This is a genomic window from Vreelandella sp. F11, from assembly GCF_042466685.1.
Lineage (GTDB): Bacteria > Pseudomonadota > Gammaproteobacteria > Pseudomonadales > Halomonadaceae > Vreelandella.
Window position 1 is genome coordinate 1,416,549 of the sequence record NZ_CP170448.1, and the last position, 22,568, is coordinate 1,439,116.

Annotated in this window: 22 protein-coding genes; 7 read left to right on the forward strand and 15 right to left on the reverse strand. The window is 57.4% G+C overall.

Annotation, left to right across the window (positions count from 1 at the left end):
* Positions 1 to 152 precede the first annotated feature (152 nt).
* Positions 153 to 1,274 (forward strand): ABC transporter ATP-binding protein, encoded by a 1,122-nt coding sequence (locus tag ACFIOZ_RS06395; protein ID WP_386082854.1) that lies wholly within the window; start codon positions 153 to 155, stop codon positions 1,272 to 1,274.
* An 84-nt stretch (positions 1,275 to 1,358) separates the two neighbouring features.
* On the opposite strand, the gene ACFIOZ_RS06400 is transcribed toward ACFIOZ_RS06395, so the two are convergent.
* The 5 genes from ACFIOZ_RS06400 to ACFIOZ_RS06420 all read right to left on the reverse strand — a co-directional run bounded on the left by ACFIOZ_RS06400 (position 1,359) and on the right by ACFIOZ_RS06420 (position 6,695).
* Positions 1,359 to 2,999 carry a BCCT family transporter gene (locus ACFIOZ_RS06400; protein WP_386082855.1) on the reverse strand — a complete coding sequence of 547 codons (1,641 nt, stop codon included), beginning with the start codon at positions 2,997 to 2,999 and terminating at the stop codon, positions 1,359 to 1,361.
* Between the two features lie 106 nt (positions 3,000 to 3,105).
* Positions 3,106 to 4,143, reverse strand: coding sequence for a YcjF family protein (locus ACFIOZ_RS06405; RefSeq protein ID WP_386082856.1), 1,038 nt, complete (start codon positions 4,141 to 4,143; stop codon positions 3,106 to 3,108).
* A complete protein-coding gene (locus tag ACFIOZ_RS06410) occupies positions 4,140 to 5,543 on the reverse strand; it encodes a YcjX family protein (RefSeq protein ID WP_386082857.1) in 1,404 nt (467 codons plus the stop codon). Before ACFIOZ_RS06410 ends, ACFIOZ_RS06405 begins: the two co-directional genes overlap by 4 nt.
* Before the next feature lie 29 nt (positions 5,544 to 5,572).
* The gene (locus ACFIOZ_RS06415; RefSeq protein WP_386082858.1) at positions 5,573 to 5,764 is read right to left on the reverse strand and encodes a hypothetical protein; all 192 of its coding nucleotides are present in this window, start codon (positions 5,762 to 5,764) and stop codon (positions 5,573 to 5,575) included.
* A 61-nt stretch (positions 5,765 to 5,825) separates the two neighbouring features.
* A complete protein-coding gene (locus tag ACFIOZ_RS06420) occupies positions 5,826 to 6,695 on the reverse strand; it encodes a D-hexose-6-phosphate mutarotase (protein WP_386082859.1) in 870 nt (289 codons plus the stop codon).
* A gap of 199 nt (positions 6,696 to 6,894) precedes the next feature.
* On the opposite strand from ACFIOZ_RS06420, the gene ACFIOZ_RS06425 reads away from it, so the two are divergent.
* From ACFIOZ_RS06425 to ACFIOZ_RS06440, 4 genes are all read left to right on the forward strand, one after another.
* Positions 6,895 to 7,137, forward strand: a complete 243-nt coding sequence (locus ACFIOZ_RS06425; protein WP_386082860.1) for a GlsB/YeaQ/YmgE family stress response membrane protein — start codon at positions 6,895 to 6,897, stop codon at positions 7,135 to 7,137.
* A 164-nt stretch (positions 7,138 to 7,301) separates the two neighbouring features.
* Complete coding sequence (locus ACFIOZ_RS06430; RefSeq protein WP_386082861.1) at positions 7,302 to 9,767, forward strand: YbeU/YbeR family protein; 2,466 nt, start codon at positions 7,302 to 7,304, stop codon at positions 9,765 to 9,767.
* A gap of 199 nt (positions 9,768 to 9,966) precedes the next feature.
* Positions 9,967 to 10,494, forward strand: a complete 528-nt coding sequence (locus ACFIOZ_RS06435; RefSeq protein WP_386082862.1) for a C40 family peptidase — start codon at positions 9,967 to 9,969, stop codon at positions 10,492 to 10,494.
* Between the two features lie 26 nt (positions 10,495 to 10,520).
* Positions 10,521 to 11,711 carry an MFS transporter gene (locus tag ACFIOZ_RS06440; protein WP_386082863.1) on the forward strand — a complete coding sequence of 397 codons (1,191 nt, stop codon included), beginning with the start codon at positions 10,521 to 10,523 and terminating at the stop codon, positions 11,709 to 11,711.
* Here the strand turns inward: ACFIOZ_RS06440 and ACFIOZ_RS06445 are convergent.
* The 5 genes from ACFIOZ_RS06445 to ACFIOZ_RS06465 are packed head-to-tail and all read right to left on the reverse strand — an operon-like array spanning position 11,708 to position 16,518.
* Positions 11,708 to 12,322, reverse strand: a complete 615-nt coding sequence (locus tag ACFIOZ_RS06445) for an ABC transporter ATP-binding protein (protein ID WP_386082864.1) — start codon at positions 12,320 to 12,322, stop codon at positions 11,708 to 11,710. The genes ACFIOZ_RS06440 and ACFIOZ_RS06445 overlap by 4 nt on opposite strands.
* A complete protein-coding gene (locus ACFIOZ_RS06450) occupies positions 12,315 to 13,151 on the reverse strand; it encodes an ATP-binding cassette domain-containing protein (protein ID WP_386082865.1) in 837 nt (278 codons plus the stop codon). The genes ACFIOZ_RS06445 and ACFIOZ_RS06450 overlap by 8 nt, the downstream gene beginning before the upstream one ends.
* Positions 13,152 to 13,160: 9 nt before the next feature.
* Positions 13,161 to 13,961 carry an ABC transporter permease gene (locus ACFIOZ_RS06455; protein ID WP_386082866.1) on the reverse strand — a complete coding sequence of 267 codons (801 nt, stop codon included), beginning with the start codon at positions 13,959 to 13,961 and terminating at the stop codon, positions 13,161 to 13,163.
* Positions 13,958 to 14,938 carry an ABC transporter permease gene (locus ACFIOZ_RS06460; protein ID WP_386082867.1) on the reverse strand — a complete coding sequence of 327 codons (981 nt, stop codon included), beginning with the start codon at positions 14,936 to 14,938 and terminating at the stop codon, positions 13,958 to 13,960. Before ACFIOZ_RS06460 ends, ACFIOZ_RS06455 begins: the two co-directional genes overlap by 4 nt.
* Entirely contained in the window at positions 14,929 to 16,518 is a 1,590-nt protein-coding gene (locus ACFIOZ_RS06465) for an ABC transporter substrate-binding protein (protein WP_386082868.1), read from the reverse strand. Before ACFIOZ_RS06465 ends, ACFIOZ_RS06460 begins: the two co-directional genes overlap by 10 nt.
* A 99-nt stretch (positions 16,519 to 16,617) precedes the next feature.
* On the opposite strand from ACFIOZ_RS06465, the gene nikR reads away from it, so the two are divergent.
* A complete protein-coding gene (gene nikR, locus ACFIOZ_RS06470; protein ID WP_386082869.1) occupies positions 16,618 to 17,019 on the forward strand; it encodes a nickel-responsive transcriptional regulator NikR in 402 nt (133 codons plus the stop codon).
* A gap of 70 nt (positions 17,020 to 17,089) precedes the next feature.
* Here the strand turns inward: nikR and ACFIOZ_RS06475 are convergent, their stop codons facing one another.
* Positions 17,090 to 17,572, reverse strand: a complete 483-nt coding sequence (locus ACFIOZ_RS06475; RefSeq protein WP_007111084.1) for an FKBP-type peptidyl-prolyl cis-trans isomerase — start codon at positions 17,570 to 17,572, stop codon at positions 17,090 to 17,092.
* 177 nt (positions 17,573 to 17,749) lie between these two features.
* Here ACFIOZ_RS06475 and ACFIOZ_RS06480 point away from each other — a divergent pair, with 177 nt between their 5' ends.
* Entirely contained in the window at positions 17,750 to 18,031 is a 282-nt protein-coding gene (locus ACFIOZ_RS06480; protein WP_386082870.1) for a hypothetical protein, read from the forward strand.
* Positions 18,032 to 18,115: 84 nt separating this feature from the next.
* Here ACFIOZ_RS06480 and ACFIOZ_RS06485 read toward each other — a convergent pair whose 3' ends face one another.
* From ACFIOZ_RS06485 to ACFIOZ_RS06500, 4 genes are all read right to left on the reverse strand, one after another.
* Positions 18,116 to 18,586: a glycine zipper 2TM domain-containing protein gene (locus ACFIOZ_RS06485; RefSeq protein ID WP_386082871.1), complete on the reverse strand. Its 471-nt coding sequence runs from the start codon at positions 18,584 to 18,586 to the stop codon at positions 18,116 to 18,118.
* Positions 18,587 to 18,908: 322 nt separating this feature from the next.
* A complete protein-coding gene (locus tag ACFIOZ_RS06490) occupies positions 18,909 to 20,507 on the reverse strand; it encodes an isocitrate lyase (protein ID WP_386082873.1) in 1,599 nt (532 codons plus the stop codon).
* 426 nt (positions 20,508 to 20,933) lie between these two features.
* The gene (locus tag ACFIOZ_RS06495; protein WP_386082874.1) at positions 20,934 to 21,359 is read right to left on the reverse strand and encodes a GNAT family N-acetyltransferase; all 426 of its coding nucleotides are present in this window, start codon (positions 21,357 to 21,359) and stop codon (positions 20,934 to 20,936) included.
* Entirely contained in the window at positions 21,359 to 22,549 is a 1,191-nt protein-coding gene (locus ACFIOZ_RS06500) for a JmjC domain-containing protein (RefSeq protein WP_386082875.1), read from the reverse strand. Before ACFIOZ_RS06500 ends, ACFIOZ_RS06495 begins: the two co-directional genes overlap by 1 nt.
* Positions 22,550 to 22,568 lie beyond the last annotated feature (19 nt).

Here is a 22,568-nt window from a genome sequence, read left to right on the forward strand (position 1 = left end):
GTTCCCTACAATTCCGGCATTTCCGCCATCCATGGCGGTCAGATGGCGAAAGTAGCGCCCAGGGATGGGTTCACAGCGCCCCCGCGGAGGGCTGCTTCTGACCAACCCAGATGAATGGAGTTTGTCAGTCGCTTTAGAATAGGATTTTCATTATGGCAGCGTTAGAAATCCACAACGTGCGTAAAGAGTTTGGCAGCGAGCGGGTGCTCAAAGACGTCAGCATCTCGATCGATTCCGGCGAGTTCCTGATACTGGTTGGCCCCTCGGGCTGCGGTAAGTCCACTCTGATGAATGCTATTGCCGGTCTTGAGCCGGTGACCTCTGGCAATATTTATATCGATGGCGAAGACGTCACCTGGCGCACCCCCGCGGATCGCGACATCGCGATGGTCTTTCAGTCCTACGCGCTCTACCCCAGCATGACCGTGCGCCAGAACATCAGCTTCGGGCTGGAGATGCGTAAAGTGCCCAAACCTGAACGAGAGGCCGCCGTGGAGCGGGTAGCGGATCTGCTGCAAATTACTCACCTGCTGGAGCGTAAGCCCGCCCAGCTCTCCGGCGGCCAGCGTCAGCGGGTGGCCATGGGGCGGGCGCTGGCTCGGGAGCCAAAGGTCTATCTGTTTGACGAGCCGCTCTCCAACCTGGATGCCAAACTGCGCGTGGATATGCGCACCGAGATCAAAAAGCTCCACCAGCGCCTGGGTACCACCATTGTTTATGTCACCCACGATCAGGTCGAAGCCATGACCCTGGCAGACTGCATTGCGGTGATGCGCGACGGTCATATTCTACAGCTCGGCTCGCCGGATGAAGTCTACAACAACCCGGTGGATATGTTTGTGGCCGGCTTTATGGGTTCGCCGTCGATGAACTTCATTCGCGCCACGCTGGAAGATAACCAAGGCGGTTACCAACTACGCATTACCACACCAGGAGAGGAGGAACTGGTGCTGCCCTGGCCAGAGGAGCGTATCGCCGCAGATATGGCTGAACGATTAAATCAGCCGGTGATTCTCGGCCTGCGCCCGGAGCACTTCAGCGAAGAGGATGAGCGGTTAACCGCCCAAGCTGAAGGAACGCTACTCAGCGCCCGTGTGGCGGTGGTTGAGCCTACCGGGGCGGATATTCTGCTACGTTTACCGCTAGGCGAGCAGGAAGTCACTGCCCGCGTTGGGCCTAAATGTGCGGTGGTGGCAGGGGAGCGCTTATCGCTGCGTATTGATATGGGGCGAGCGATTCTATTTGATGCCGAGACCGAGCAGCGTATTGCGTAAGCGCTTGCGGCTGATTCGGTTGAAATAAGAGGCCCTAGCTAACTTCAGTAGGGGCCTCTTACCATTTCTTGCAGGTTGCAGAGATCACTTACGAATAAGCCGCAGCTCACCATTGAGGGCTTTGATGATCGAGTAGCACATCAGCAACATCACAATCGAGAAGGGGATCGCCGTGGCGGTGACCCCCGCCTGAAGTGCTGTCAGGCCACCGCCGATCAGCAGTACAATGGCGATGAGGCCCTCGATGACCGCCCAGAACATCCGTTGTGGCCGCGGAGCGTCGATTTTACCGCCAGCGGTGATGGTGTCGATGACCAGAGAGCCCGAGTCCGATGAGGTGACAAAGAAGATCAGCGCCAGGACGATACCCAGGGTCGACATCAGGCCCGTCAGCGGCAGCTCGTTCAACATGCCAAACAGCGATAGCTCAGGCCTGTAGTTATCGATCACATACTCTTTAACCAGGCTGCCCGCCGGGTCAGCATAGAGCTGTTCAAGGGCGGTCGAGCCAAACACGCCCATCCAGACAAAGATAAACAGACTGGGAACCAGCAAAACGCAGAGGATAAACTCACGCACCGTGCGGCCCCGGGAGACGCGGGCGATAAACATCCCCACGAAAGGTGCCCAACTAATCCACCAGGCCCAGTAGAAAATCGTCCAGGACTGGCGGTATGCGTCGTCGTCACGACCGAAGGGGGCCGATAGAGGTATAAAATCTGTAACATAGGTGGTCAGCCCTGACCAGAATCCCGTTAAGGCCAGTAGAGTGGGGCCTGCGAAGAGCACGAAAAAGAAGAACAGCACGGCCAGAATCATGTTGATCTCGGAGAGCTTCTTCAAGCCACCCTCAAGACCACGCCAGACCGACACCAACGCCACCCCCGTGACTAGAATGATGACGATGACCTGGGTCAGGGTGGTGACCTCCAGGCCAAAAACAAAATTCATCCCCGCATTAGCCTGCTGGGCGCCGAGTCCGAGGGAGGTGGCCAGCCCAAACAGGGTGGAGAATACTGCCAGGATATCGATCACATGCCCCCACCAGCCCCAGACACGCTCACCGAGAATGGGAAAGAACGCCGAGCGAATCGAGAACGGCAGGCCCTTGTTATAGGTAAACAGCCCCAGTGCTAGTGCCATTACCACATATACCGCCCAACCATGGATGCCCCAATGGAGATAGGTGCCGGCGAGCCCCAATGCACTGGCGTCAGCAATAGCCGCTGGATTTAACTCACCATCAGCCCCAAACGGAGACTCGACACCCAAGGGTAGCGAAACGTTGGCATGATAAACCGGTTCTAGCACACCAAAGAACAGCAGTCCGATGCCGATCCCCGCAGTGAACAGCATGGCGAACCAGGAGAGGTAACTGTGATCCGGCCGGGCATCCGCCCCGCCCAGCCTGACCGAGCCATAGGGCAGAACCACTAGCGCTAAGCAGAATAGAATAAAGAAATCGACCAGGATCATGAAATACCAGTCCAATGTTCCCGTCGAGAAGGAGACAACGGACTGGAATATACTCCCGGCACGCTCTGGAAACAGCAGGGTGAGGATGATGAAAATGGCCGAGGCAAGCGCCGATACGACAAAAACGCGGTTGTGGATATCGAAGCCGATGGGGCCAAATTGGCCCTTGATATTATCCTGACCCACCACGTAGTCGGTCTGCATGTCGCTGGTTGTCGAAGACGACTCAGGATTATTGGGGTTGTTCATACACTACGTCTCCTCACTGGAGGATGTCATGTCAAACACCCATCATGAGGATAAACAGCGTTGAATCCCATCTTTAGCCGAAAACAGGCTGTGTTTGGTTACTCCATTAGCGCTTTTGCGGCACCGTGTCTTTATCGAGCCGTTTGATTTGCCGCCACAGGTCTTGGCGTAGATCGGCGATCCTGGGCTGCTCATCGGCGGTGAAGGGCACCGGGCGGCAGAGCCGCTGGGCGCGTAGCCCCAGGCGTGCGCTAAGCAGCCCGGTAGCTAGCCCCTGGCCTGCGCGTGCCGAGAGACGCCCAGCCAAATCCAGCGAGAGCATATCCATACTGGCGTCGGTAGCCAGTTCGCTCGCACCGGCAAAAGCCATGTTGTGCAGCACATTGCGAAACAGCCGCAGGCGACTGGCGTATCCCAGTTCAAGGCCATACAGGCGGCAGAGCCGATCTACCATCGCCAAGCTCCTCCAGGCCACCAGCGCCATATCGACCAGCGTTAGCGGACTGATGGCGACCATGATGGCGGTTTCACCGGACATGCGGGTGATCAGTCGCTGGGCCTCCCGGTCACGCGGTGCCAACAGGTGGTAACGCAGTAGGGTCTGGATCTCCTCACCGCTATGGTGAGGCTGGCTGGCGCGCTGAAAGGCGAGCCAGTGCGGGTCATCGTCGGCGAGCTTGAGCTGGCGTCTTAGCTGCTCGGCCATCGCCTGGGCCTGCTTGGGTGAGCGCAGCGGCAATTCGGCAAGGTCACCACGCAGTTTGTCGTGGCGTTTCAGGCGTCGTAAACGGCCCAGTTCCTTGAGCAGAGAGACTCCCCCCAAACCAATCAGGCAGATGCCGAACAACTGCCACGCAATGGTGAGCCACTGTGACTGAGCCATGGCATCAGGAATGCCGGTGACCAGCTCAGCGGTGCCAAGCCCAGCGCCCCCTGCCAGGGCAAACAGAAGTCCCCAGCGGCGTTTACGCGGGGCGCCTAAGCTGGCAGCAGGTAGCGCTTTATCTTCAGGTAGAGGCGCCAGAGGGTGGTGCTCGCTGGCGCCTGTAAAGGCTTCGCGCTGGCGAAGAGGTGTTTCAGCATCAGCGACCTCTTCGGGTGTGTCATCCAGGGTAAAGTGACGGCGTGGCTGTGGGGTGGTCATGTCAGTTTATCTCCAATCAGCCAGTCGATGGCGGCGTCCATGCGAATATGATCAAGCGCTTCCGAGGTGGTTGGCATGGGTCGAAAGCCAGGGAAGTCGAAGCCCTGCTGCTGCCAGAACTCGGCAGCGGGAAGTCGGGCGGGTACATCGCCGGGGTAAACCAGCACCTCTTCTCCTTCCAATGTGGTGCCTCGCAGAGCAGGTGAGCGCTTACCCTCATGGGTCACCTCGCGGGCTTCAGTGGCCCGAATCGCTGCCAGCGAGAGCGCTTTAACCGGCACATTGGCAAAGCGTAGGTCTTTGAGAGGCTCTGCCAGCAAGGCCTCTAACAGCTGCACCAAGTGGCCGTGTTGATCGGGGGTGACGTGGTCGGCTTTGGTGGCGGCAATCGCCAGGCGGTCAATTTTAGGTGCAAACAAGCGCGTGAGCAGGCTGCGTTGGCCATAATCGAAGCTGTGCATTAACTGACGAAGCGCACGGGAAAGATCTTCAAAGCGTTCGGGCCCTGCATTGAGCGCGCCAAGCACATCCACCAATACAATCTGGCGGTCAAAACGGCGGAAGTGGTCGCGGTAAAAGGGCTTGACTACCTGCTGCTGATAGTAGCGAAAGCGCGCTGCCAGGGTAGCGTAAAGGCTGTTGGCGGGCAGTGCTTCCAGCGTTTCTCTTGAGGTGTTGAGTTGAGAGGCATCAAGCTGCGGTAGCGGAAAAAACTGCAGCACCGGCGCGCCTTCCAGTTCGCCGGGAAGCAAAAAACGCCCGGGCTGCAGGTCGGAAAAGCCCGCTTTCTTGGCGCGGCGTAGGCCTTGAGCGTACTCCTCTGCCAGGGCCGCAAGCTGGGCCTCATCCGCTTCACCAGCGGGGTCAAGTTGCTCTACGGCGGCAAACCATTCGCTAAACAGGCCGCGGCGCTGTTCACCCTCGTGTAGCGCCTGCGCCTGACTCCAGCTGTAAAAGTCATGTTGTAACAGCGGTAAATCGAGCAGCCACTCGCCGGGGTAGTCGAATAGATCCAGGGTCAGGTGGGCGATTTCAGGGGTTAACCAACCGCTGCGCGCAGGACGGTAGCGCAGCTGTAAGCGTAACTCGCTAATGCCGCGGGTGGGCTCCGGCCAACGCGGCGGCGTATCGCGCAGTGCAGCCATGCCGGGGTCGTAGGGAAACCGTGGCACGCCCAGGTCGGGTTGGTTAAGCCGCTGGGCGCCGAGCAGGCGACCTTCCCGGGCGGCGGGCAGTAAATCGAGCTGCGCCTCCACGCCAGCATGGCGCAGCTGGTTGACCAGTGAGGTTAAAAACGCGGTTTTCCCCGCTTGGGAGAGGCCGGTGACCGCTAGGCGCAACTGGCGATCTCGTCCCCGCTCTAACAAATTGCTCAGTTCGCGACTTAACGGTTGGCGCATCCTATCGATCCCTTTGTGGCTCCTAGCCTTCATTGGCTAAACATTAATACCAGTTGCGAAAGCATGGGCAGGGTGGCGATAACAAAGCCAACCCCTGCCAGAGTGTAGCCTGGCCAGCGGCGGGACATCTTCTGCGCCAGCGTGAGGCCGACCAAGCACACCACCATACCGATTAAATTAAAGGCCAGCGTGGCAGCTTCTAGCCATTGTTGCGGATCCATTGGATCTCCCTAGCTCAAATGCCATTGAGCACATGATAGCAAAGCGCTGATGAACCGAAGATTAACCGCGGCTGAGGGTGGTTCCCAGTAGGTGCTGAGCGCCGGGCACCAGCCAGACTGGATCCAGGCGCGTATTGGCAGCTTCAACGCAAATAAAGTGGCGCGCTACTTCGGTGGGAGTGTCGCTGGGCAGGTCTTGGTCGGGGTGCCACACCACCGTGGAGTCGCTAGACTGCTTGCCGATACGCAGAGTGCGCTCGCCATCACTGAGCAGTACGGCTTCATTGGTGTGGTAAATGCGGTCAACGGCGCCTTGAACGGCTAGCGTTCCCTGCTGCTCACTCTCCGCAAAATCGCGCAGTTTGTCGAGATAGCGTGCGCCGGAAAGGCCCTCCAGGCGGCACTGATGGGTATCGGCAACGGCTAAATAAGTGTGCAGCGCGCCGCTGGTTTTGATCGGCGTTTCGCCGATGTTTTCGCTAATCAGCTCGACGTTTAAGCGCTGGGCATTGGCTTGCACCACTAGACGCGCGGTGAGCAATGTATGCAGAGGCTGTGTTGGAGAGAGGTGGAGCTCAATTCCTTCGGCGTGCTCATCAACGGCATCCAATCGCCAGTCGGCGTGGCGGGCAAGGCCATGAAAGGGGCCGTCGTGATTGGGGCTCTCGTCGGCATAGCGCTCGTCGGCGAACCACGGCCAGCAGAGTGGAATACCACCCCGGATGGCGCCTGGCAGTGATTGGGGCGTAGGCGTCAGCCATAACCAGCCGGTATCGCCTGCAGGGCAGAAGTGCAGCACTTGAGCGCCCTGAAGGCTAATCACCAACTCGCCCCAGGACATATTGAAAAGCACCACGTCGCGGCCTTCCCACTGAGCCGTTTGCTGTCCTTGCGTGCTTTTAATCAGTTGATTGAGCGAGACGGGGATCATGAATTTTCCTTTAAGAGTTGCCAGGTATCGATACCGGAGGCGTCGAACACTAATGCTGTGTGCTATGGTAGAACAAGCGTGACTAGTAGGTAAAACGCCTACTAACATACGTAGTTGAAATACTTAGCTGAAATGCTTAGCTGAAATGCTTAGCTGAAATGTCTAGTTGAAACCCGTCATAAAATAGTAAGGAGACTATATGGGCTTTATTGCATGGTTAATCATTGGTGGTTTAGCTGGTTGGATTGCTGGCAACATCATGCGCGGCGGTGGTTTTGGCATCCTGGGTAATATCGGTGTCGGTATCGTTGGCGCGGTCGTGGGCGGTTTTTTGTTCAGCCTTCTCGGCCTGTCGTCCGGGGGCTTTATCGGCTCGCTAGTCACCGCAACCGTGGGTGCGGTGGTGCTCCTATGGGTGATTAGTAAAGTGAAACAGTCTTAGCGATTGAGTCGCTAGCCGCATGACACCGCCCGGCCTTGTGCCGGGCGGTGTCGTTTTGTGCCTACCGTTGCCAAGGCTATCGGTGTTCGCGCCACTTTCCGTTACACTAGGCAGCTTTAGTTCCAGCTATGTGCTGGTGTCATTGTGCTTTTTCGAGGTGCCTCTTGATCGACGCGTTAAATGCCTGGTGGGCCCAACAGCTGGTGCTGTGTGATTGGGCGTTTACTCCTCATCCGTTGGCGGTCGATGCGGGGGCAGCGGAGCAGCGCCTGCTACAACTGGGCATTACCCATCGAGGCGAGCTGGCCGAGCAGCTCTTTCACGGGCTGGGGGCGCCCGCAGGTAGCGCCGATCGTTTGCTAGGCGCGCTTGAGTGGGCCGCACTGGCAGGGGCGGCGGGTTGGTTAGACGCTGATCAGGCTCGCCATTGGGCGCACCATCTGACTCGCCGCATCACCAGCGATTACAGCGATTTACGTGCTTGGCTGGCGGATCTACGCCGTGCGTTAGGCGCGCGGGGCTGGGAAGTGGGGGCCGATGACCGCTTTATTGACGCTTGCCAAGCACTGGCCACCCTTGAAACTGATGGCGAAGGCGTTACCTGGGATGAGCTCGAGAACGCCCTGGCGGAACTGCCGCCTCCCGCCTCGCTCTGGCCCCAACAGCCCGAAGCGCAAAGCTGGCGGCTCTGCGCGCTGTTCCGGCCGATTATTGTCTATCCTGCCAGTCAGAGCGATTGGCCTGAGGCCACCGAGTGGCTTGCCCATGTATGGGATGTCCAGGATCGTGATGCACTTATTGGCGTGATGCTCTGGTTAGGTGCTCAAGGCGAGCGACAGCGCTGGGATATCGAAGCACGCGAATTGCTCAGTATGGACAATGCTCAGCGCATGGAGTGGCAGCGTAGTGTGGTAGAAGAGTCGCCCTATGCGCCGGTACTGAATAAGTTTGTCACCCAAGGTGAGCCGCTTGAGTGGGCGGCGTGGGATTGGCTACGAATTGTTGAGCTCGCCTGGGCCGGTGCTTGCTGTGGTTGGCTTAGCCAGGAAGAGGCCGATGATTTAGCCGGGCACGCCGCTGATTTGATCAGTCGCCGCTACCATGATTGGTATGCAGTCCTTAATGCCTACGGGCGCGGGCAGAGTCTATTTGATGGCATCGACCGGCGGGGTAAAACACCCAGCGAGCGGCACCAGTTGCTGCTGCATAGCATCCACAGCCCATGGAAACATCCCCCGGGGGAGTTATTGGATGAGGGCACGCGCACGGCATCCCAAATGCGCATACGGCAGTGGCGCAATATGCCCCATCACTGGCTGTTGGCGCTAGCCAGCGTTCGCGAGCCGGATGCCATGTTGCGCCAGATAGACCCCTCAGCGGCGCTGCCTGAAGAGCAGCGTGCCGATGCGGCGCTCTATTTGCAGGAGTCACTTGGCTTGCATGCGGATGAAGGTGCTCATGCACTGGCACGCTACTGGTTGCCCGCCCAGGCGCATCATCTTAATCAGTTAGCGGCTGACGCAGTGCACGGCGTTTTACCCCCTTCGCAAAGCTGGTTTGGCCAACCGACGCCGGAAGAGCTTAAGCAGCGCAATATGGTAAAGGGAGTAAGTCGCCATGCGGCAACGATCCACATGGCCGAAAAATTCGCCTTCTATTTGCATATGTCCCTCGACAGCGGCTTATTTGACCGTGCGCCGTTAATGGAGTACGCCAGCGCACTGCGAAGCTGCCTGTGCCGTTTTTACCCTAACGCAAAGCGCTTGTTAGAAGCTTGGTTTGCTTGGGAGAGCTGTTTGCCCGAGCCTGAAAACGCCTCGCTGGTGAATGAAATTATTTGGCACATTGAAGATCCCGGCAGCCTGTTTCACTGGCTGGATTGGCGTCACGACGCCTGGCGCGAACCGGGCAGTCGCCCCACCTTGAGTCACTTCACCGCCATGTCGCTGGTGGGCCCCCTAAACAGTGCGGTCTGGAGTGAGCCCCAGCCCGAGAGCGCCCGTGAGTGCGCCGAGATTCGTGAGTGGGTAGAGAGTCACTACCATTTGAGCAATGCGGGGGACATGCAGGAGTTTTTGACCCATATGCTCGAGTCGGGGGATCGCCAGGAGTATCAGATTAACTATGCGCCCTATACCCTCAATATTGAGCGTTTAAGTGCTGAAATCGCCATTCTTGAATCCGGCGATTGTGCTGAAGATGAACGCCACCATCTGCTTCGTTTACGTCGTGTGCGTGATAACGAAGATGGCTGTAATGAGGTGGATATGGCCGCTTGGGACATTGCCCAACTGGTCGATCTGGCTATTGCCGCGCGGCAACTAGGCTGGCTGGATAGCACTGCTTTCGCCAAGGTGTTGGATCGCGCTTACCAATTAGCGGCGGATCACTATGCCGGGTGGCAAGAGTATGCCATGGGGATGTATGCAGGCTTTTCGTTTTTTATGGGCGAAACGCCGGAGCGTGAAAGCTTTTTAGCCGGTTTTCGTCAGGCACTGGTGGCTTGGGTCTGCGGTGCGCCAATCTTGGCCGGCCCATGGGTGAGTTTGGATTTTCCAGGCAATAAACCACGCCATTTTGCGCCGCTGCATATTGATACCCTGCCGGGTGATCAGCGCACATTACATTGATGCTCGCCAAACATATGATAACTAGCTTATAGTCGAGCCTAGAAAAATGAGTTTTTTCATACCGCCCTCTTATCAATGTCACGAGGTTAATCGCATGGTTGCGTTGCCACGCCCCGCTGTGACCGCTGTCCGTGTTGTAAGTGTTTGTTGTTTAGTTGCATTGGTCGCTGGCTGCGCAGGTTCTGCCCGACAGAGCAATATGCAGGCCCCTGAGAATTACTTCTCGATGACGCTGCCGGGTATGGGGGCGAACCCACAAATGTCCCCGGTTGATCCCATCGATGCGCATCTGCGCAGTTTGCAAGTACCGCCGCCAACAGTCGTTCGTGAGGCGCTTCTAGCGCAGCACCAGCGCTGGGCAGGAACGCCATACCGAATTGGCGGCACCTCAGAGAGAGGTATCGACTGTTCGGCCCTGGTACGCAACGTTTACCGTGACACCTTTAATTTAGAGCTTCCGCGCTCCACCCGTGGCCAAGTACACGAGGGACGCCCGATCGACCGCCAAGAGCTGCAGGCGGGCGATCTGGTGTTCTTCCGCCCACCGGGTCGCTATAACCATGTGGGCATCTACGTGGGCAATGGCTATTTTCTCCACGCTTCGACCTCGAAAGGGGTGATTATTTCCAGCTTGGATAACAGTTACTGGCAGCGTTATTACTGGCAGTCACGGCGGGCGCTGGAGCCAACGCATCTGGCCCAATTGGGCGGCACTGTTTTCCAGTAGCCTGACGTCATTAATCTAGGAATGGCATGATTGAAGCCAAAACGCGCGCCTGGTGGCGCGCCACCTTGGCGCTTTGCCTCGGCTCATTTCTTGTTTTTATTAATCTCTATGCACCGCAACCGCTGCTGCCAGGGTTAAAGGAGACTTACGCTGTCTCCACCCTTGGCGTCAGCCTTCTGATGTCGGTGTCGACCCTCTCTTTAGCCATTGCGCTGCTGGTCTTCGGGCCACTCTCTGATGCCATTGGTCGCGAAGGCATTATGCGCATCACCCTGCTGTTGGCCGGCGGATGCTCCATTGCTTTGGCCTTTGCCCCCACCTTTGAAAGTTTGTTGCTGCTGCGCCTGGTGCAGGGCTTTGTGCTGGGCGGGCTGCCGGCGGTGGCGATCGCCTGGATGGGTGATGAGTTTGAGAAGCCTGCGCTGTTAAGCGCGGTAGGACTCTACATTGGTGCCAACTCGCTCGGCGGCATCAGTGGGCGTATCGTCGGCGGCGGGGCGGCTGAAATTGGCGGCCCTACGGCGGCATTTTTAGCGGTCGGCATCATGACGCTCGTCGGCTGTGCGGTATTTTGGCGCCTGTTGCCCAATAGCCGTGCCTTTACTCCCCAGCGCTTTGAACTGCGCAAAGCAGTCAGCGATCTAGTCAATCATATGCGCAACCCGGTGTTACTCGCTGCTTACTGTCTGGGTGGTATTAACTTCCTGATTTTTATTAACCAATACAGCTATATTACCTTTAGGTTGGCCGCCGAGCCTTACCTACTTGCCGCGAGTGGTCTGGGGCTGATTTTTTTGACCTATCTCGGCGGTACCTTCGGTTCGATGATTTCCGGGCGATTGGCCGGGCGCTTTTCTCCCGCAGCGTGCATGATGGTGGGGGTGGTGATTTTAATGCTGGGCACGGCGATTACTTTAGCGGATTCGCTGCTGCTGATTATTGTTGGTTTAACCGTTAATGCCTTTGGCTTTTTCTTGGCCCATTCATTGGCCTCCAGCTGGGTTGGGCGCTATGCCCAGGGGGCGCGTGGCAGTGCTTCGGCGCTCTACTTGGTGTTTTATTACATGGGGGCCAGTTTGGGCGGCCTCTGGCTGGAGCCGTTCTGGCAATGGGCCGGTTGGTTCGGGGTGAGCGTTGGTTCATGGCTGCTGCTGAGTATCACGCTGCTGATTGCTTTCGGCCTATGGCGTTTTGAGCGTCGCCAGGCTATTAGCTAGATGCACGTCAATTGACCTTCGCGTAAGTGATAGCGTTTTGGACAGAGCCGTTCCAGTAGGGCGGTGTCGTGGCTAATCACCAGCACGCCAAGCTGGCGTAATTGCGCCTCCTGTTTTAGCGCCTGCCAAAGCTCCACTTGGGTGATTGGGTCGAGCATGGTGGAGATTTCATCGGCCACCAGAAAGCGTACTTCTGGCGCGAGCGCTCGCAACACGCATACCCGCTGCAGCTCTCCCCCCGATAACGATTGTGGCAAGCGCGAGAGCCACTTTGCCTGGACGCCAAACGCTTGGCACTGTGCCTCAGACGGCGTCCAGGCTTCATTTAGTATCTTACCTACCCGCCAGCGTGGGTTCACCGCCAGCTCCGGCGATTGCGGTAGCCACTGCACGGGCTGTACGCCGCTTTTCGGTAATGCCTCGCCATCCAGGGTGATATTACCAGCCTGGGGCGCTAGGTAGCCCGCCAGCAGTTGGCCCAGCGTCGATTTACCCGCCCCCGAGTCGCCGCTTAACCCCAGCCACTCCCCCGCGCCCAGCGTTAATGAAACGTTCTGGAGTAGCGGTACCCTGGATGCAAAGTGAAAACTCACCCGCTGCGCGTTAAGCAACGTTCGTCTCCTTTTCACAATGGCTTAGGGTGGTCGTGGCAAATGCGTTGTCCGGTAGCGCCAGCCACAAGGCCTGTGAATAAGCGCTGGTAAGAGCGGCGCCGCTACCCTGAAAGGCGCTGGCGGGCGCGGTCTCGATCAGCTTGCCGCCACGCATAATGGTAACGTGGTCGGCAATCGGCAGGGCATGGCGCAGGTCGTGGGTAATCAGGATCACCGTTTTACCCTGGTCGGCCAGTTCGCGCAGTGCATCTAGCACCCGTTGGCGCTGGTGAGGGTCAAGGCCCACGCTGGGCTCGTCGGCAATCACTAGCTTTGCTTGGCTGACATGGGCCATGGCTGTCAACACGCGCCGGGCCATGCCGCCGGAAAGCTCATGGGCATAGGCCTGTTGTGCTCGGGCGTCTAGCTGATAGTGATCGAGGGCTTGTTGGGAGGCGTGCCAAGCGTGTGCTGGTGCTTGGCCAGCGCGCTGAGCCGCCCAGGCTACCTGGCGCTGAGTACGCACCAGCGGGTCTAAGGCGCTGAGCGACTGTGGGATCAGCGCCAGCTCCCGGCCGCGAAGCTGGCGTTGGCGTGATGCATCAAGAGGTCTTCCTTGGTAGTAAAGCTGCCCGTTTAAGCGCGCAGGTGTGGGCAGTAACCCCATGATCGCATAGGCCAACAAACTTTTTCCGGCGCCCGAGGCACCCACCACCGCATGCACCTCGCCGGGGGAGAGCGTTAGCGAAAAGGCATCCAGACAGGTAGCCCAGCGACGCTTCCACCATGCGGCATAACCGGCTGCATAGTAGGGCAACTGGAGTGTTAAACAGTCGATCGTGAGCATTGCAACCTCCTAAAGAGCCCGTCGTAGCTGGCGGGAGAGGCGCTCGAAACCCAGCACCATCAGTAACAGCCCCAAACCGGGAAATACCCCCAGCCACCAATAGCTGCCGCTCAAGTAGCGCATGGCATCTGCCAGCAAAACGCCAATAGCGGGCTGACTGGGACTTAAGCCAAAGCCCAAAAAGGTCAGCGCGGCTTCGTGGAGAATCGCGTGGGGGAACAGCAGTAGGGCGCCCACCAGGCAGTGGGGCAATAAATGAGGGAGCAGGTGGCCGTGGAGCACAAACCAGCGCGACTTACCCAGCGCACGGGAGATGCGCACATAGGGCGCCTGGCGCAGTTGCCATAGCTCGGCGCGTAGCACCCGGGCCAGGCTGGGCCAGTGGGTCACGGCCACGGCAATAATGACTGCCTGGGTACCGCCACCTAGTGCAAAGGCGATTAGCATCAATAAAATCAGGTGGGGCACGCTAAGCAGCGTATCAATCAGCAGACTCACCACGGCATCCAACCGCGCTGACAGCGTGGCCAGGGCTGCCAAACTCAGCGCAATCAGTGTGCTCAGGAGCGCGGCCAGGCAGCCTACCCAGAAGCTTAGCGCAAGCCCGGCAAGGGTTCGCGCCCAGAGTTCCCGGCCCAGCGCGTCGGTGCCCAGCCAGTGTTCAACGCTTGGCGGAGCCAGCCGGGCCTCAAACTGCATCTGCTGGGGGAAATCGCCCAGCAGCCACCGGCTAGCGACAAGCCCTACGACCAGCAGGGCGGTGACGCCCAGGCTGAAGGCGGCGCGCAGGCGCGGCTGAGGCTGACTCATAAACCACCTGGCTGAATGCGTGGATCAATAACGGCGTAGAGGCTATCGGCGATCATATTGCCGACGCTGACAAACGCTGCTGTAAATAGCGCGATGCCCAGCAACAGGGGAACGTCACTTCGCAGCCCCGCTGCCACTGTGGCCTGACCTAAACCGGGGTAGGCAAATACCTGCTCAATAAGGATAGAGCCGCCGAATAGCTCACCCAGTGAGGCAAACGCCAGCGTCACCGCTGGTAAACTGGCGTGACGGAGACCGTGGCGCCAGGCCACATCTATTCGGCTGGCGCCCTGTGCAAAGGCGTGGGTAGCAACCTCTGAGCGCATTAGCTCAAGCATGCGGGCGCGGGTATGCAGGGTGATATTGGCGATGCCCAGCAGTGCCAGGGTAGCCACCGGCAGCAGCAGATGGTGCAGCCGCGTCGCGAAGGTGACCTCCTGATTCAGGGCGCCGGGGGGCCCTGCGCAGCAAGTTGGCGTCCATCCCAGCGTTACCGAAAACAGCAGTACTGCAAGTATCGCCAGCCAAAAGGCGGGCGTGGAGGCGGTAATGAAGGCGTAGGTGCTGATGATGCTATCCAGCTTGGAGCCCTCTTTGGCACCCGCCAACATGCCGAGGCTAAATCCCAGTAGTGCCGAGAGCAGCCAGGCACTGCCGAGTAGCGCAACGGAGCGTTGAAAGCGCTGGCCAATCACCTCGCTAACCGGCTGGTTATAGACATGGCTCCAGCCCAAATCCCCGCTGATTAACTGACGCAGCCAGTGGCCAAACTGAACGGCAGGCGGCTGATCGAACCCCCAGCGCTGGGCAATCAGAGCGCGCTGTTCGGGGCTGATCTGGGCCATTTGTGGGCCCAGGTAGGCATCAACAGGGTCAACCGGTGAGGCCATCATTAGCCCATAAGACACCAGGGCGACGCAGAGGAGTACCAGCGCCAGACGGCCCAAGCGCTTAGCGATAGACGCAGTCAGTCGCACGTCCAGTGCCACTCAAGCAGGTTGGCGGTGATTGGCCAGCCGTGGCCGTGGGGCGCCACGCCCAGTTCGCCAACATCCAAGCAGGTGTCAGCAAAATAGACGTGTTCTAGGTTGACCAGCCAGGCCCAGCTGCTATCGCCGCGTACGCCGTAGCCGGTGGTGCCGTCCCACTGCGCCGCCTGCCATTCGAGGTTGGCTTGCTCGATACTTGCCGCCGCCTGGGCGTTATCCAAGTGGGCATCTACCTGAGGATTAGCGTAGAAACCGCTGTTGTAGAAACCGTTACCCGCATGCTGGCTGTGGAAGAGGTAGTAGATCTCCTGGGGGCTGTGGCTACCAAAGCCGAACATAATGGCGTCCTGGTGCAGCGCTTCGCGCTGGATTTCATCCCAGTGGCGGCCGGTGGGATGCATCTCAATTCCCAGCGGGCGTACCATCTCGGCGCTCACTTCTGAAAGTAACTGCCGGGTAGTATCGCTTGAAGGGTAGGTAAGCCGAAAGCGTGCGGGCAGGCCCTCTTTATAGCGCAGGCCATCGTCGCCTAGCCGCCAGCCTGCGGCGTCGAGTATCGCCTCTGCCTGGGCAAGGTCGGGTGCGACAAGCCGTTCATCGCTACTGCTCCAGGGGAGGCCGTCCGCTGGGCCAAAGGCGGGGCGTCCGTAACCCTGTAAGGCCACCTCCACCAGCGTATCGCGGTCAACGGCAAGGTTAATCGCCCGACGGATGGCAATGTCTGCGGTTACGTCGTTGCCAATGGGTGCGCCAGAGGTGGCATGGTCGCCATTGGCGGGCTGCATGGGGAACAGAATGCCGCGGTTATCGACGCTCTCCATAATCACCCGCTGCATGTGTGCTGGCACATTGACCGCCAGTGCGGGTGGAACCGAAGCGATATCCAGTTGGCCTGCATGAGCAGCACTTAGCGTGGCGTCTTCACCGGTAAACAGAAATACCAGCCGTTCAAAGGGGGGCTTAGGGCCGTAAAAGTAGCGATTACGTTCAACAATCAGTTGCTCGCCCTCCTGCCACTCGACCAGTTGATAAGGCCCAGAACCCAGGGGCTGACGACCATACTGCTCGCTATAGCCATTGGTACGCTCGGCGCTAGGCACAATACCCAGCGTCATTAGCTGATCAATAAAGGTGATGCGTGGGGTGCGGAGGTGAAGCGTGACGGTATGCTCATCTAACGCTTGCGCATGATCCAGGGCGCTTAGGTCTGCCCGCCCGCCTGCCTTGGCCGCTGCGTTGAACGTATAGGCCACATCTTCAGCGGTCAGCGGCGTGCCGTCGGCAAAGCGGGCATCGTCACGCAGCGTGAGTGTCCAGGTCAGGCGGTCTTCAGAGAGCGACCACTTTGTAGCCAGCTCTGGCTGCGGTGAAAGATCCTTACCCCGTGAAAGCAGCGTCGACTGAAACAGCGGGTTACCGTACTGCCCCCAGCCCAGTAGTGGGTCGAAGCCTTGTTCAGGCTCGCCTCCAATGGCGAGCACCAACTGCTCTTTTGCCTGCACGGCGCTCGTGGCCACTAAACAACTGAGCGTAATACCCAGTAAGATAGGCCGAGGTAGTCCAGGCATCGCTTTATCCTTGATGTCATTGGTATGATCTTTTTTCAATAACATCATACTAACGGCAAGGGCGACACTTGCAAAGTGAATCAATTGGGGGAGGCGTGAATGCAGCGTGTAACGGTTACGCTTGATGAGGAGCTGCTGGCGGAGGTAGATACGCTAATGCGTGAGCGCGGCTATCAGAATCGCTCAGAGGCGATTCGCGACCTGACCCGCAGTGGTTTAAAGCAGGTGAGGGAAGAGGCCGCGCCGGACTCGCCCTGCATGGGGGCGCTGGTATATGTCTACGATCATGCCGCCCGTGAGTTGTCCAAGCGCTTAACTCGCCACTCCCACGACCATCATGACCTTACGCTTTCGACCCTGCATGTGCATATTAACCACGACAGTTGCCTGGAAGTGGCGCTGCTCAAAGGCCAGGGGAGAGCGCTCAAACAGTTTGCCGCCGAAGTAACGTCGTCGCGTAGCGTACGCCACGGGCAGCTAGTGCTGATACCCGATGAATAAGCTCACTTTCCGGTAGCCACAAAAAAAGGTGACCCGAAGGTCACCTTTTCTGATCGGTAGCGAGAGCGGCTTAGTGCTCAACGCCGCCTTCGCCGTGCACGTGGCCGTGCTCAACTTCTTCAGCACTCGCTTCACGTACTTCAGCGATCTCAACATCAAAGTTGAGCTGCTGACCAGCCAGCGGGTGGTTGCCATCGACAACGACCGTATCGCCTTCGACTTTCTTGACGGTAACCATTAGAGGGCCGCCTTGAGTCTGGGCTTGGAACTGCATACCCGGCTCAATGCTTTCAACGCCTTGGAACGCATCGCGCGGTACTTCTTGCATTAGCTGCTCTTGCAGCTCGCCGTAACCTTCTTCAGGCGATACTGCGACGTTCAGCTTATCGCCCGCAGCACGACCTTCCAGCTCTTTCTCAAGGCCCGGAATGATATTGCCGGCGCCATGGAGGTAGGTAAGCGGCTCACGGCCTTCGGAACTGTCTAGCACTTCACCTGCATCGTTGGTCAGGGTGTAGTGAAACGCGACAACCGAGTTTTGCGCAATTTGCATGGAATAACCTTTCGGTGAGTGCATGTCCCAATATGGTAACGCGTGTGGGCTGGCTTGTCAGGGGGGTAGCGGTGCTTTTTCCTACTCACCACTTTCGGCGGTATTGCGCGCCAGGGTGACCAGGGATACCCTACGACCATCACTTTTTCCTTTGCCCTATCACTTTTGGAGCATGTAATGACGATCTTGATTATTTGGCTTATCGCTTTTTGCCTGATTGCTTATTTTGCGTATCAGCGCTGGAATAGCGGCGTTAGCGAGGGGTTAGATAAGGTGTTGCCCGGTTTTTTGAAAAGCCATGGCGACAACCGCTATCTATGGGTGATTACGCTGGCAGTGCTTGGAGCCACCACCCTGGTGCAACCGGTTGAGATGCTGCTGGTCGTTATCCTGCTTGCCCTTATTGGCTGGGCCATCATGGCACTGGCGAGTTGGGCAGGTAATAAGACTCACCGTTAAGCTGATTGCAGTTAAAAAGCCCGGTCATCTTCATTTGATGACCGGGCTTTTTTATACTTAACCGCTTTCGACTATCAATGCTGCTTAATAGGGTGCCACGCTCAGGTTAGCACCACTGCCGATTAGGCGAACACGCTGGCCAGCCTGGAATTGGCGGTCTGCACGCTGAACAACAACAATATCAGAGCCGTCATCACGACGAATTTCCATTTCCAGTGCATTGACGCGATTGGTCGCATCTTCAGCGGCCGTACCTGCCACCGCGCCGCCCAGGGCGCCTGCCACTGTCGCCAATTGACGACCTGAGCCGCCACCTACTTGGTTGCCTAAAAGGCCACCAATAATCGCACCGCCACCGCTACCTAAAAGACCGCCTGCTCGGCTTTCTGCTTGAATCTGCACCGGGCGAACCGCCACGATAGTGCCATAAGTGACGCTTTGGCTTGTTTTAGCCTGGTTACCACTGTAGACATCGCCAGAGTAGCCTGATGTGTTGGCGCAGCCAGCGAGCGTGAGAATACTCAGTGCGGCAATAGGGAGAAGAAGACGTTTCATTACAAACCTCCAGGGTGTCTATTTTGATAGCTGCCATCCATGTGACTGTTACCAATATATCTGTCATCGATAGAGCAGACAAAGGGTGGATGGCAGTTATAGAACAGTGTTCGTTAAAGATAGCCGATGCTGACGCGTTTGACCAGCGATCGTTTAAAAAGATCAAAGCTGATAAAGCCATCGCCAGGAAATAGCTTAATCGAGAGTCTAACAGTGTATTAAGAAAACAGTGTGCAAATACCGGTAGCCAATCAAAAACAGGAGGCCAAATGGCCTCCTGTTGTTACGGTTAGGTAATGAAGTGAATCGTATTGCCTATGAATTAACCGAACTGATTCATGGTGTTGTCTTTGCCGCCCGCTTTAAGTGCTGCATCGCCGTGGAAGAACTCTTTGTGGTCATCACCGATATTGGAGCCGGCCATATCCTGGTGACGTACGGTGGCGATTCCCTGACGAATTTCCTGGCGCTGTACGCCTTTTACGTAAGCCAGCATGCCTTCGTCGCCGAAGTAGCCTTTCGCTAAGTTGTCGGTGGACAGGGCGGCTGTGTGGTAAGTCGGCAGTGTGATCAAGTGGTGGAAGATTCCCGCTTCGCGAGACGAGTCGCGCTGGAAATTGCGTGTCCACTCATCGGCCAGCTGCCCAAGCTCGGTTTCGTCGTACTCGGCGCTCATTAGCTTGTCACGCTGGTAGGCAGAAACGTCTTTACCCTCTTCCTGCCATGCATCGAACACCTGCTGGCGGAAGTTGAGTGTCCAGTTGAACGACGGTGAGTTGTTGTAGACCAGCTTGGCGTCCGGCACGACCTCGCGAATCCGGTTAACCATGCTGGCGATCTGGCCAACGTGGGGCTTCTCGGTTTCGATCCACAGCAGATCAGCACCGTTTTGCAGGCTGGTGATGCAGTCAAGAATAACGCGATCTTCGCCGGTGCCGGGTTTGAACTGGTAGAGGCCCGAGGCGAGACGCTTGGGTTTCACCAGCTTGCCGTTCTGTTTGATGACGACGTCACCGTTGTTGATGTCAGCAGCGTTCTCAATGACATCGCCATCCAGGAAGCTGTTGTACTGATCGCCTAAGTCACCGGGTTCATTGGTGACGGCAATTTTTTGCGTCAAACCTGCGCCGAGTGAGTCGGTACGCGCCACAATAACGCCATCTTCAATGCCGAGTTCCAAAAAGGCGTAACGCACGGCGTTAATTTTGGCCAGGAAGTCCTCATGGGGCACGGTAACTTTGCCGTCTTGGTGACCGCACTGCTTCTCATCAGAGACTTGGTTTTCCAACTGGATACAGCAAGCACCCGCTTGAATAAACTTCTTGGCTAGCAGGTAAGTGGCTTCTGCGTTACCGAAGCCAGCGTCGATATCGGCAATGATGGGGACGATATGAGTCTCGTAGTTATCGATTTTGCTGATCAGTTCCTGCTCTTTGCCTCTGTTGCCAGCCTCTTTAGCTTCATCCAGGTCACGGAACAGGTGGTTAAGTTCCCAGGCATCGGCTTGCTTTAAGAAGGTGTAGAGCTCTTCGATTAGATCCGCGACGGAGGTTTTTTCGTGCATTGACTGGTCGGGCAGCGGGCCGAACTCGGAGCGCAGAGCGGCTACCATCCAACCAGACAGGTAGAGGTAGCTGCGCTTGGTAGTGCCAAAGTGCTTTTTGATCGAGATAAGCTTCTGCTGGCCAATAAACCCATGCCAGCAACCCAGGGACTGGGTGTACTGTGCGGTATCAGCATCGTAGGCGGCCATATCTTCACGCATGATTTTGGCAGTGTAGCGAGCAATGTCTAGGCCGGTGTGAAAGCGATTTTGGGCACGCATGCGGGCGGCGTACTCAGGTTTGATAGCTTCCCATTTGCCGCCTTGTGCTTCGCGTAGTTGGGCCATGGCTTTGATATCGTCGAGCAGTCCTGACATGAGCTTACCCTCTTTGGTCGTGATAGCAGTTCTTGAATGCTAGTGATGATCCGCAAATCAGCATTTTCTTATGCTGCACCTGCGAAGTTGTATTCAGCATCATTGAATTTTGCGTTTCTGTCTTTAAGCCAATCGTCTCTAAGTCAATCGTCTCTAAGCCCATTGTCTTGGTTACTAGAGGCATCAGTGCTAGAGACATCTGATACAGCGTTGCGGGCTTGAAGTCTTAACCACATCGCCTAAACGCTGCAATGCAATAACTATCCACGAGGATGGTGCATTCAACAATTGACACTTGGAGGCATAGGGCGTTGTAACCCGACTACAGTGGGGTGGGAAAGCGGTGGGTTTGTGTAGTGGTTTTTCGTCAGAAAGGCATAAAAAAGCACTGCCGAGGCAGTGCTAGAGATTGGTCAAAATGGTTGGCTAGGTAAGTGATAACGTCATCTCTCGGTGAGGAATGCCGGCATCCATAAACTCATCGCCGTGGGCGATGAAGCCTAGTTGCTCATAAAATGCCAGTGCGTGAACCTGAGCGCTGAGGGCCACCGCGGAGTGGCCTGCATGGCGAGCCGCTTCAATCGCGGCCTGCATTAGTAGTACTCCAATGCCGGTGCCGCGAGCCTCAATAAGTACCGCGACACGGCCAATATGTGCGTCGGGCAGTAGGCGTGCGGTGCCTACCGGCTGCCCATCGAGGAGCGCCAGAAAGTGCTGGCATCCAGGGTCTAAGCCATCCCACTCTTCATCCTGAGGCACGTTTTGCTCTTCAATAAATACCTTGCGCCGGATTTCGCTGGCAGCTTGGCCCAGTGTCTCCCAGTCGCCGGTACTGATGTGGGTGATGGCCATCAATACTCCTCGTCGTCCTCACCTTCATCGCTCATAAAGCCAAGGCTGCCGGTATTGACCAGCTGCGTGATGAGCGTAGCGGCGCCGTCAAGCTCAAGGTCTTCGGCATAGAGTGGTGTGGTGTCGGCAAGTCGCTTGGCTAGTTCAGTCGAGCAGGCGTGACCGTCACCATCGACAAACAGTGTGGTGCCGCTGGCGTCGTGCCGCCACGCAAAGCGTGAACCGGGCATATGATAGAGCGGATCGCCATCTTGTAGTTGAGCAACAAGCGCCGCTTCGTCCATCGGCGTTTCTAGCGGTACCACTTGATCGACATATTTTGGCTGGGTCATTACCCGGCCAAACCACTGGGCAACTTGGGTCGGGTTATCCAGCGTCGACATAATCAGCTGGCGCATACGCTCAACGGCGGCGTCATCCAGCTCACCTACCTGCTGCGCAGGCGCCATGCCCGCATCGCTGTAACGCTGTGATGCAGGCAACTGCTCGCCCAAATAGTCGGCGTAGGAGGTGATCGCCTCATCGGCAGAAGGGGCACGAAAACCAACCGAGATGGTCATGCAGTCATCGCTCTGGCTAACGCCGTGATGCGCCCAGCCGGGAGGGAGATAGAGCATGTCACCGGGGTCAAGCACCCAGTCTGAGTCCGGCTCTACGGTGAACTCTTTCAGAATGCGCAGATCGATGCCTTGGATGATCGGTGCATCTTCGGTGAGCTTACCGCCCAACTGCCAGCGACGATGGCCGCTGGCTTGGAGTAAAAACACATCGTATTGATCGATATGTGCGCCTACATTGCCGCCAGGGGGCGCGTAGCTGATCATGACGTCATCGAGCCGCCAGCGCGGCAGGAAGTCAAATTCGTCCAGTAGCGCCGCCACCGATGGAACGTAGTGGTCAACGGCTTGCACTAAAAGGCTCCAGTTCTGTTCTGGAAGGCGCTCAAAGGTGGCCTCATCAAAGGGGCCGTGGGAGACCTGCCAAGGGCCATCCGGGCCCTCTTCTTCGACCAAACGCGCTTCAACGCCAGGTTCACAGGCGAGCCCGGCCAGCTCATCGGCTTCAATCGGGCTGATAAAGTCTGGCATTGCGCCACGGATCAGCAGCGGCTTTTGCTGCCAATAATTGGCCAGAAAGTCTGCGGCGGTAAGATCGCCCAGCAAGGTTAACGGCTTATCGTGATGGTTCATGGCATGCCCTGGCGTTAGT

Coding starts and splice junctions, on each gene's coding strand:
- ACFIOZ_RS06395 (WP_386082854.1), top strand. CDS start 153: ATGGCAGCGTTAGAAATCCACAACGTGCGTAAAGAGTTTGGCAGCGAG.
- ACFIOZ_RS06400 (WP_386082855.1), bottom strand. CDS start 2,999: ATGAACAACCCCAATAATCCTGAGTCGTCTTCGACAACCAGCGACATG.
- ACFIOZ_RS06405 (WP_386082856.1), bottom strand. CDS start 4,143: ATGACCACCCCACAGCCACGCCGTCACTTTACCCTGGATGACACACCC.
- ACFIOZ_RS06410 (WP_386082857.1), bottom strand. CDS start 5,543: ATGCGCCAACCGTTAAGTCGCGAACTGAGCAATTTGTTAGAGCGGGGA.
- ACFIOZ_RS06415 (WP_386082858.1), bottom strand. CDS start 5,764: ATGGATCCGCAACAATGGCTAGAAGCTGCCACGCTGGCCTTTAATTTA.
- ACFIOZ_RS06420 (WP_386082859.1), bottom strand. CDS start 6,695: ATGATCCCCGTCTCGCTCAATCAACTGATTAAAAGCACGCAAGGACAG.
- ACFIOZ_RS06425 (WP_386082860.1), top strand. CDS start 6,895: ATGGGCTTTATTGCATGGTTAATCATTGGTGGTTTAGCTGGTTGGATT.
- ACFIOZ_RS06435 (WP_386082862.1), top strand. CDS start 9,967: ATGCAGGCCCCTGAGAATTACTTCTCGATGACGCTGCCGGGTATGGGG.
- ACFIOZ_RS06440 (WP_386082863.1), top strand. CDS start 10,521: ATGATTGAAGCCAAAACGCGCGCCTGGTGGCGCGCCACCTTGGCGCTT.
- ACFIOZ_RS06450 (WP_386082865.1), bottom strand. CDS start 13,151: ATGCTCACGATCGACTGTTTAACACTCCAGTTGCCCTACTATGCAGCC.
- ACFIOZ_RS06455 (WP_386082866.1), bottom strand. CDS start 13,961: ATGAGTCAGCCTCAGCCGCGCCTGCGCGCCGCCTTCAGCCTGGGCGTC.
- ACFIOZ_RS06465 (WP_386082868.1), bottom strand. CDS start 16,518: ATGCCTGGACTACCTCGGCCTATCTTACTGGGTATTACGCTCAGTTGT.
- nikR (WP_386082869.1), top strand. CDS start 16,618: ATGCAGCGTGTAACGGTTACGCTTGATGAGGAGCTGCTGGCGGAGGTA.
- ACFIOZ_RS06475 (WP_007111084.1), bottom strand. CDS start 17,572: ATGCAAATTGCGCAAAACTCGGTTGTCGCGTTTCACTACACCCTGACC.
- ACFIOZ_RS06480 (WP_386082870.1), top strand. CDS start 17,750: ATGACGATCTTGATTATTTGGCTTATCGCTTTTTGCCTGATTGCTTAT.
- ACFIOZ_RS06485 (WP_386082871.1), bottom strand. CDS start 18,586: ATGAAACGTCTTCTTCTCCCTATTGCCGCACTGAGTATTCTCACGCTC.
- ACFIOZ_RS06490 (WP_386082873.1), bottom strand. CDS start 20,507: ATGTCAGGACTGCTCGACGATATCAAAGCCATGGCCCAACTACGCGAA.
- ACFIOZ_RS06495 (WP_386082874.1), bottom strand. CDS start 21,359: ATGGCCATCACCCACATCAGTACCGGCGACTGGGAGACACTGGGCCAA.
- ACFIOZ_RS06500 (WP_386082875.1), bottom strand. CDS start 22,549: ATGAACCATCACGATAAGCCGTTAACCTTGCTGGGCGATCTTACCGCC.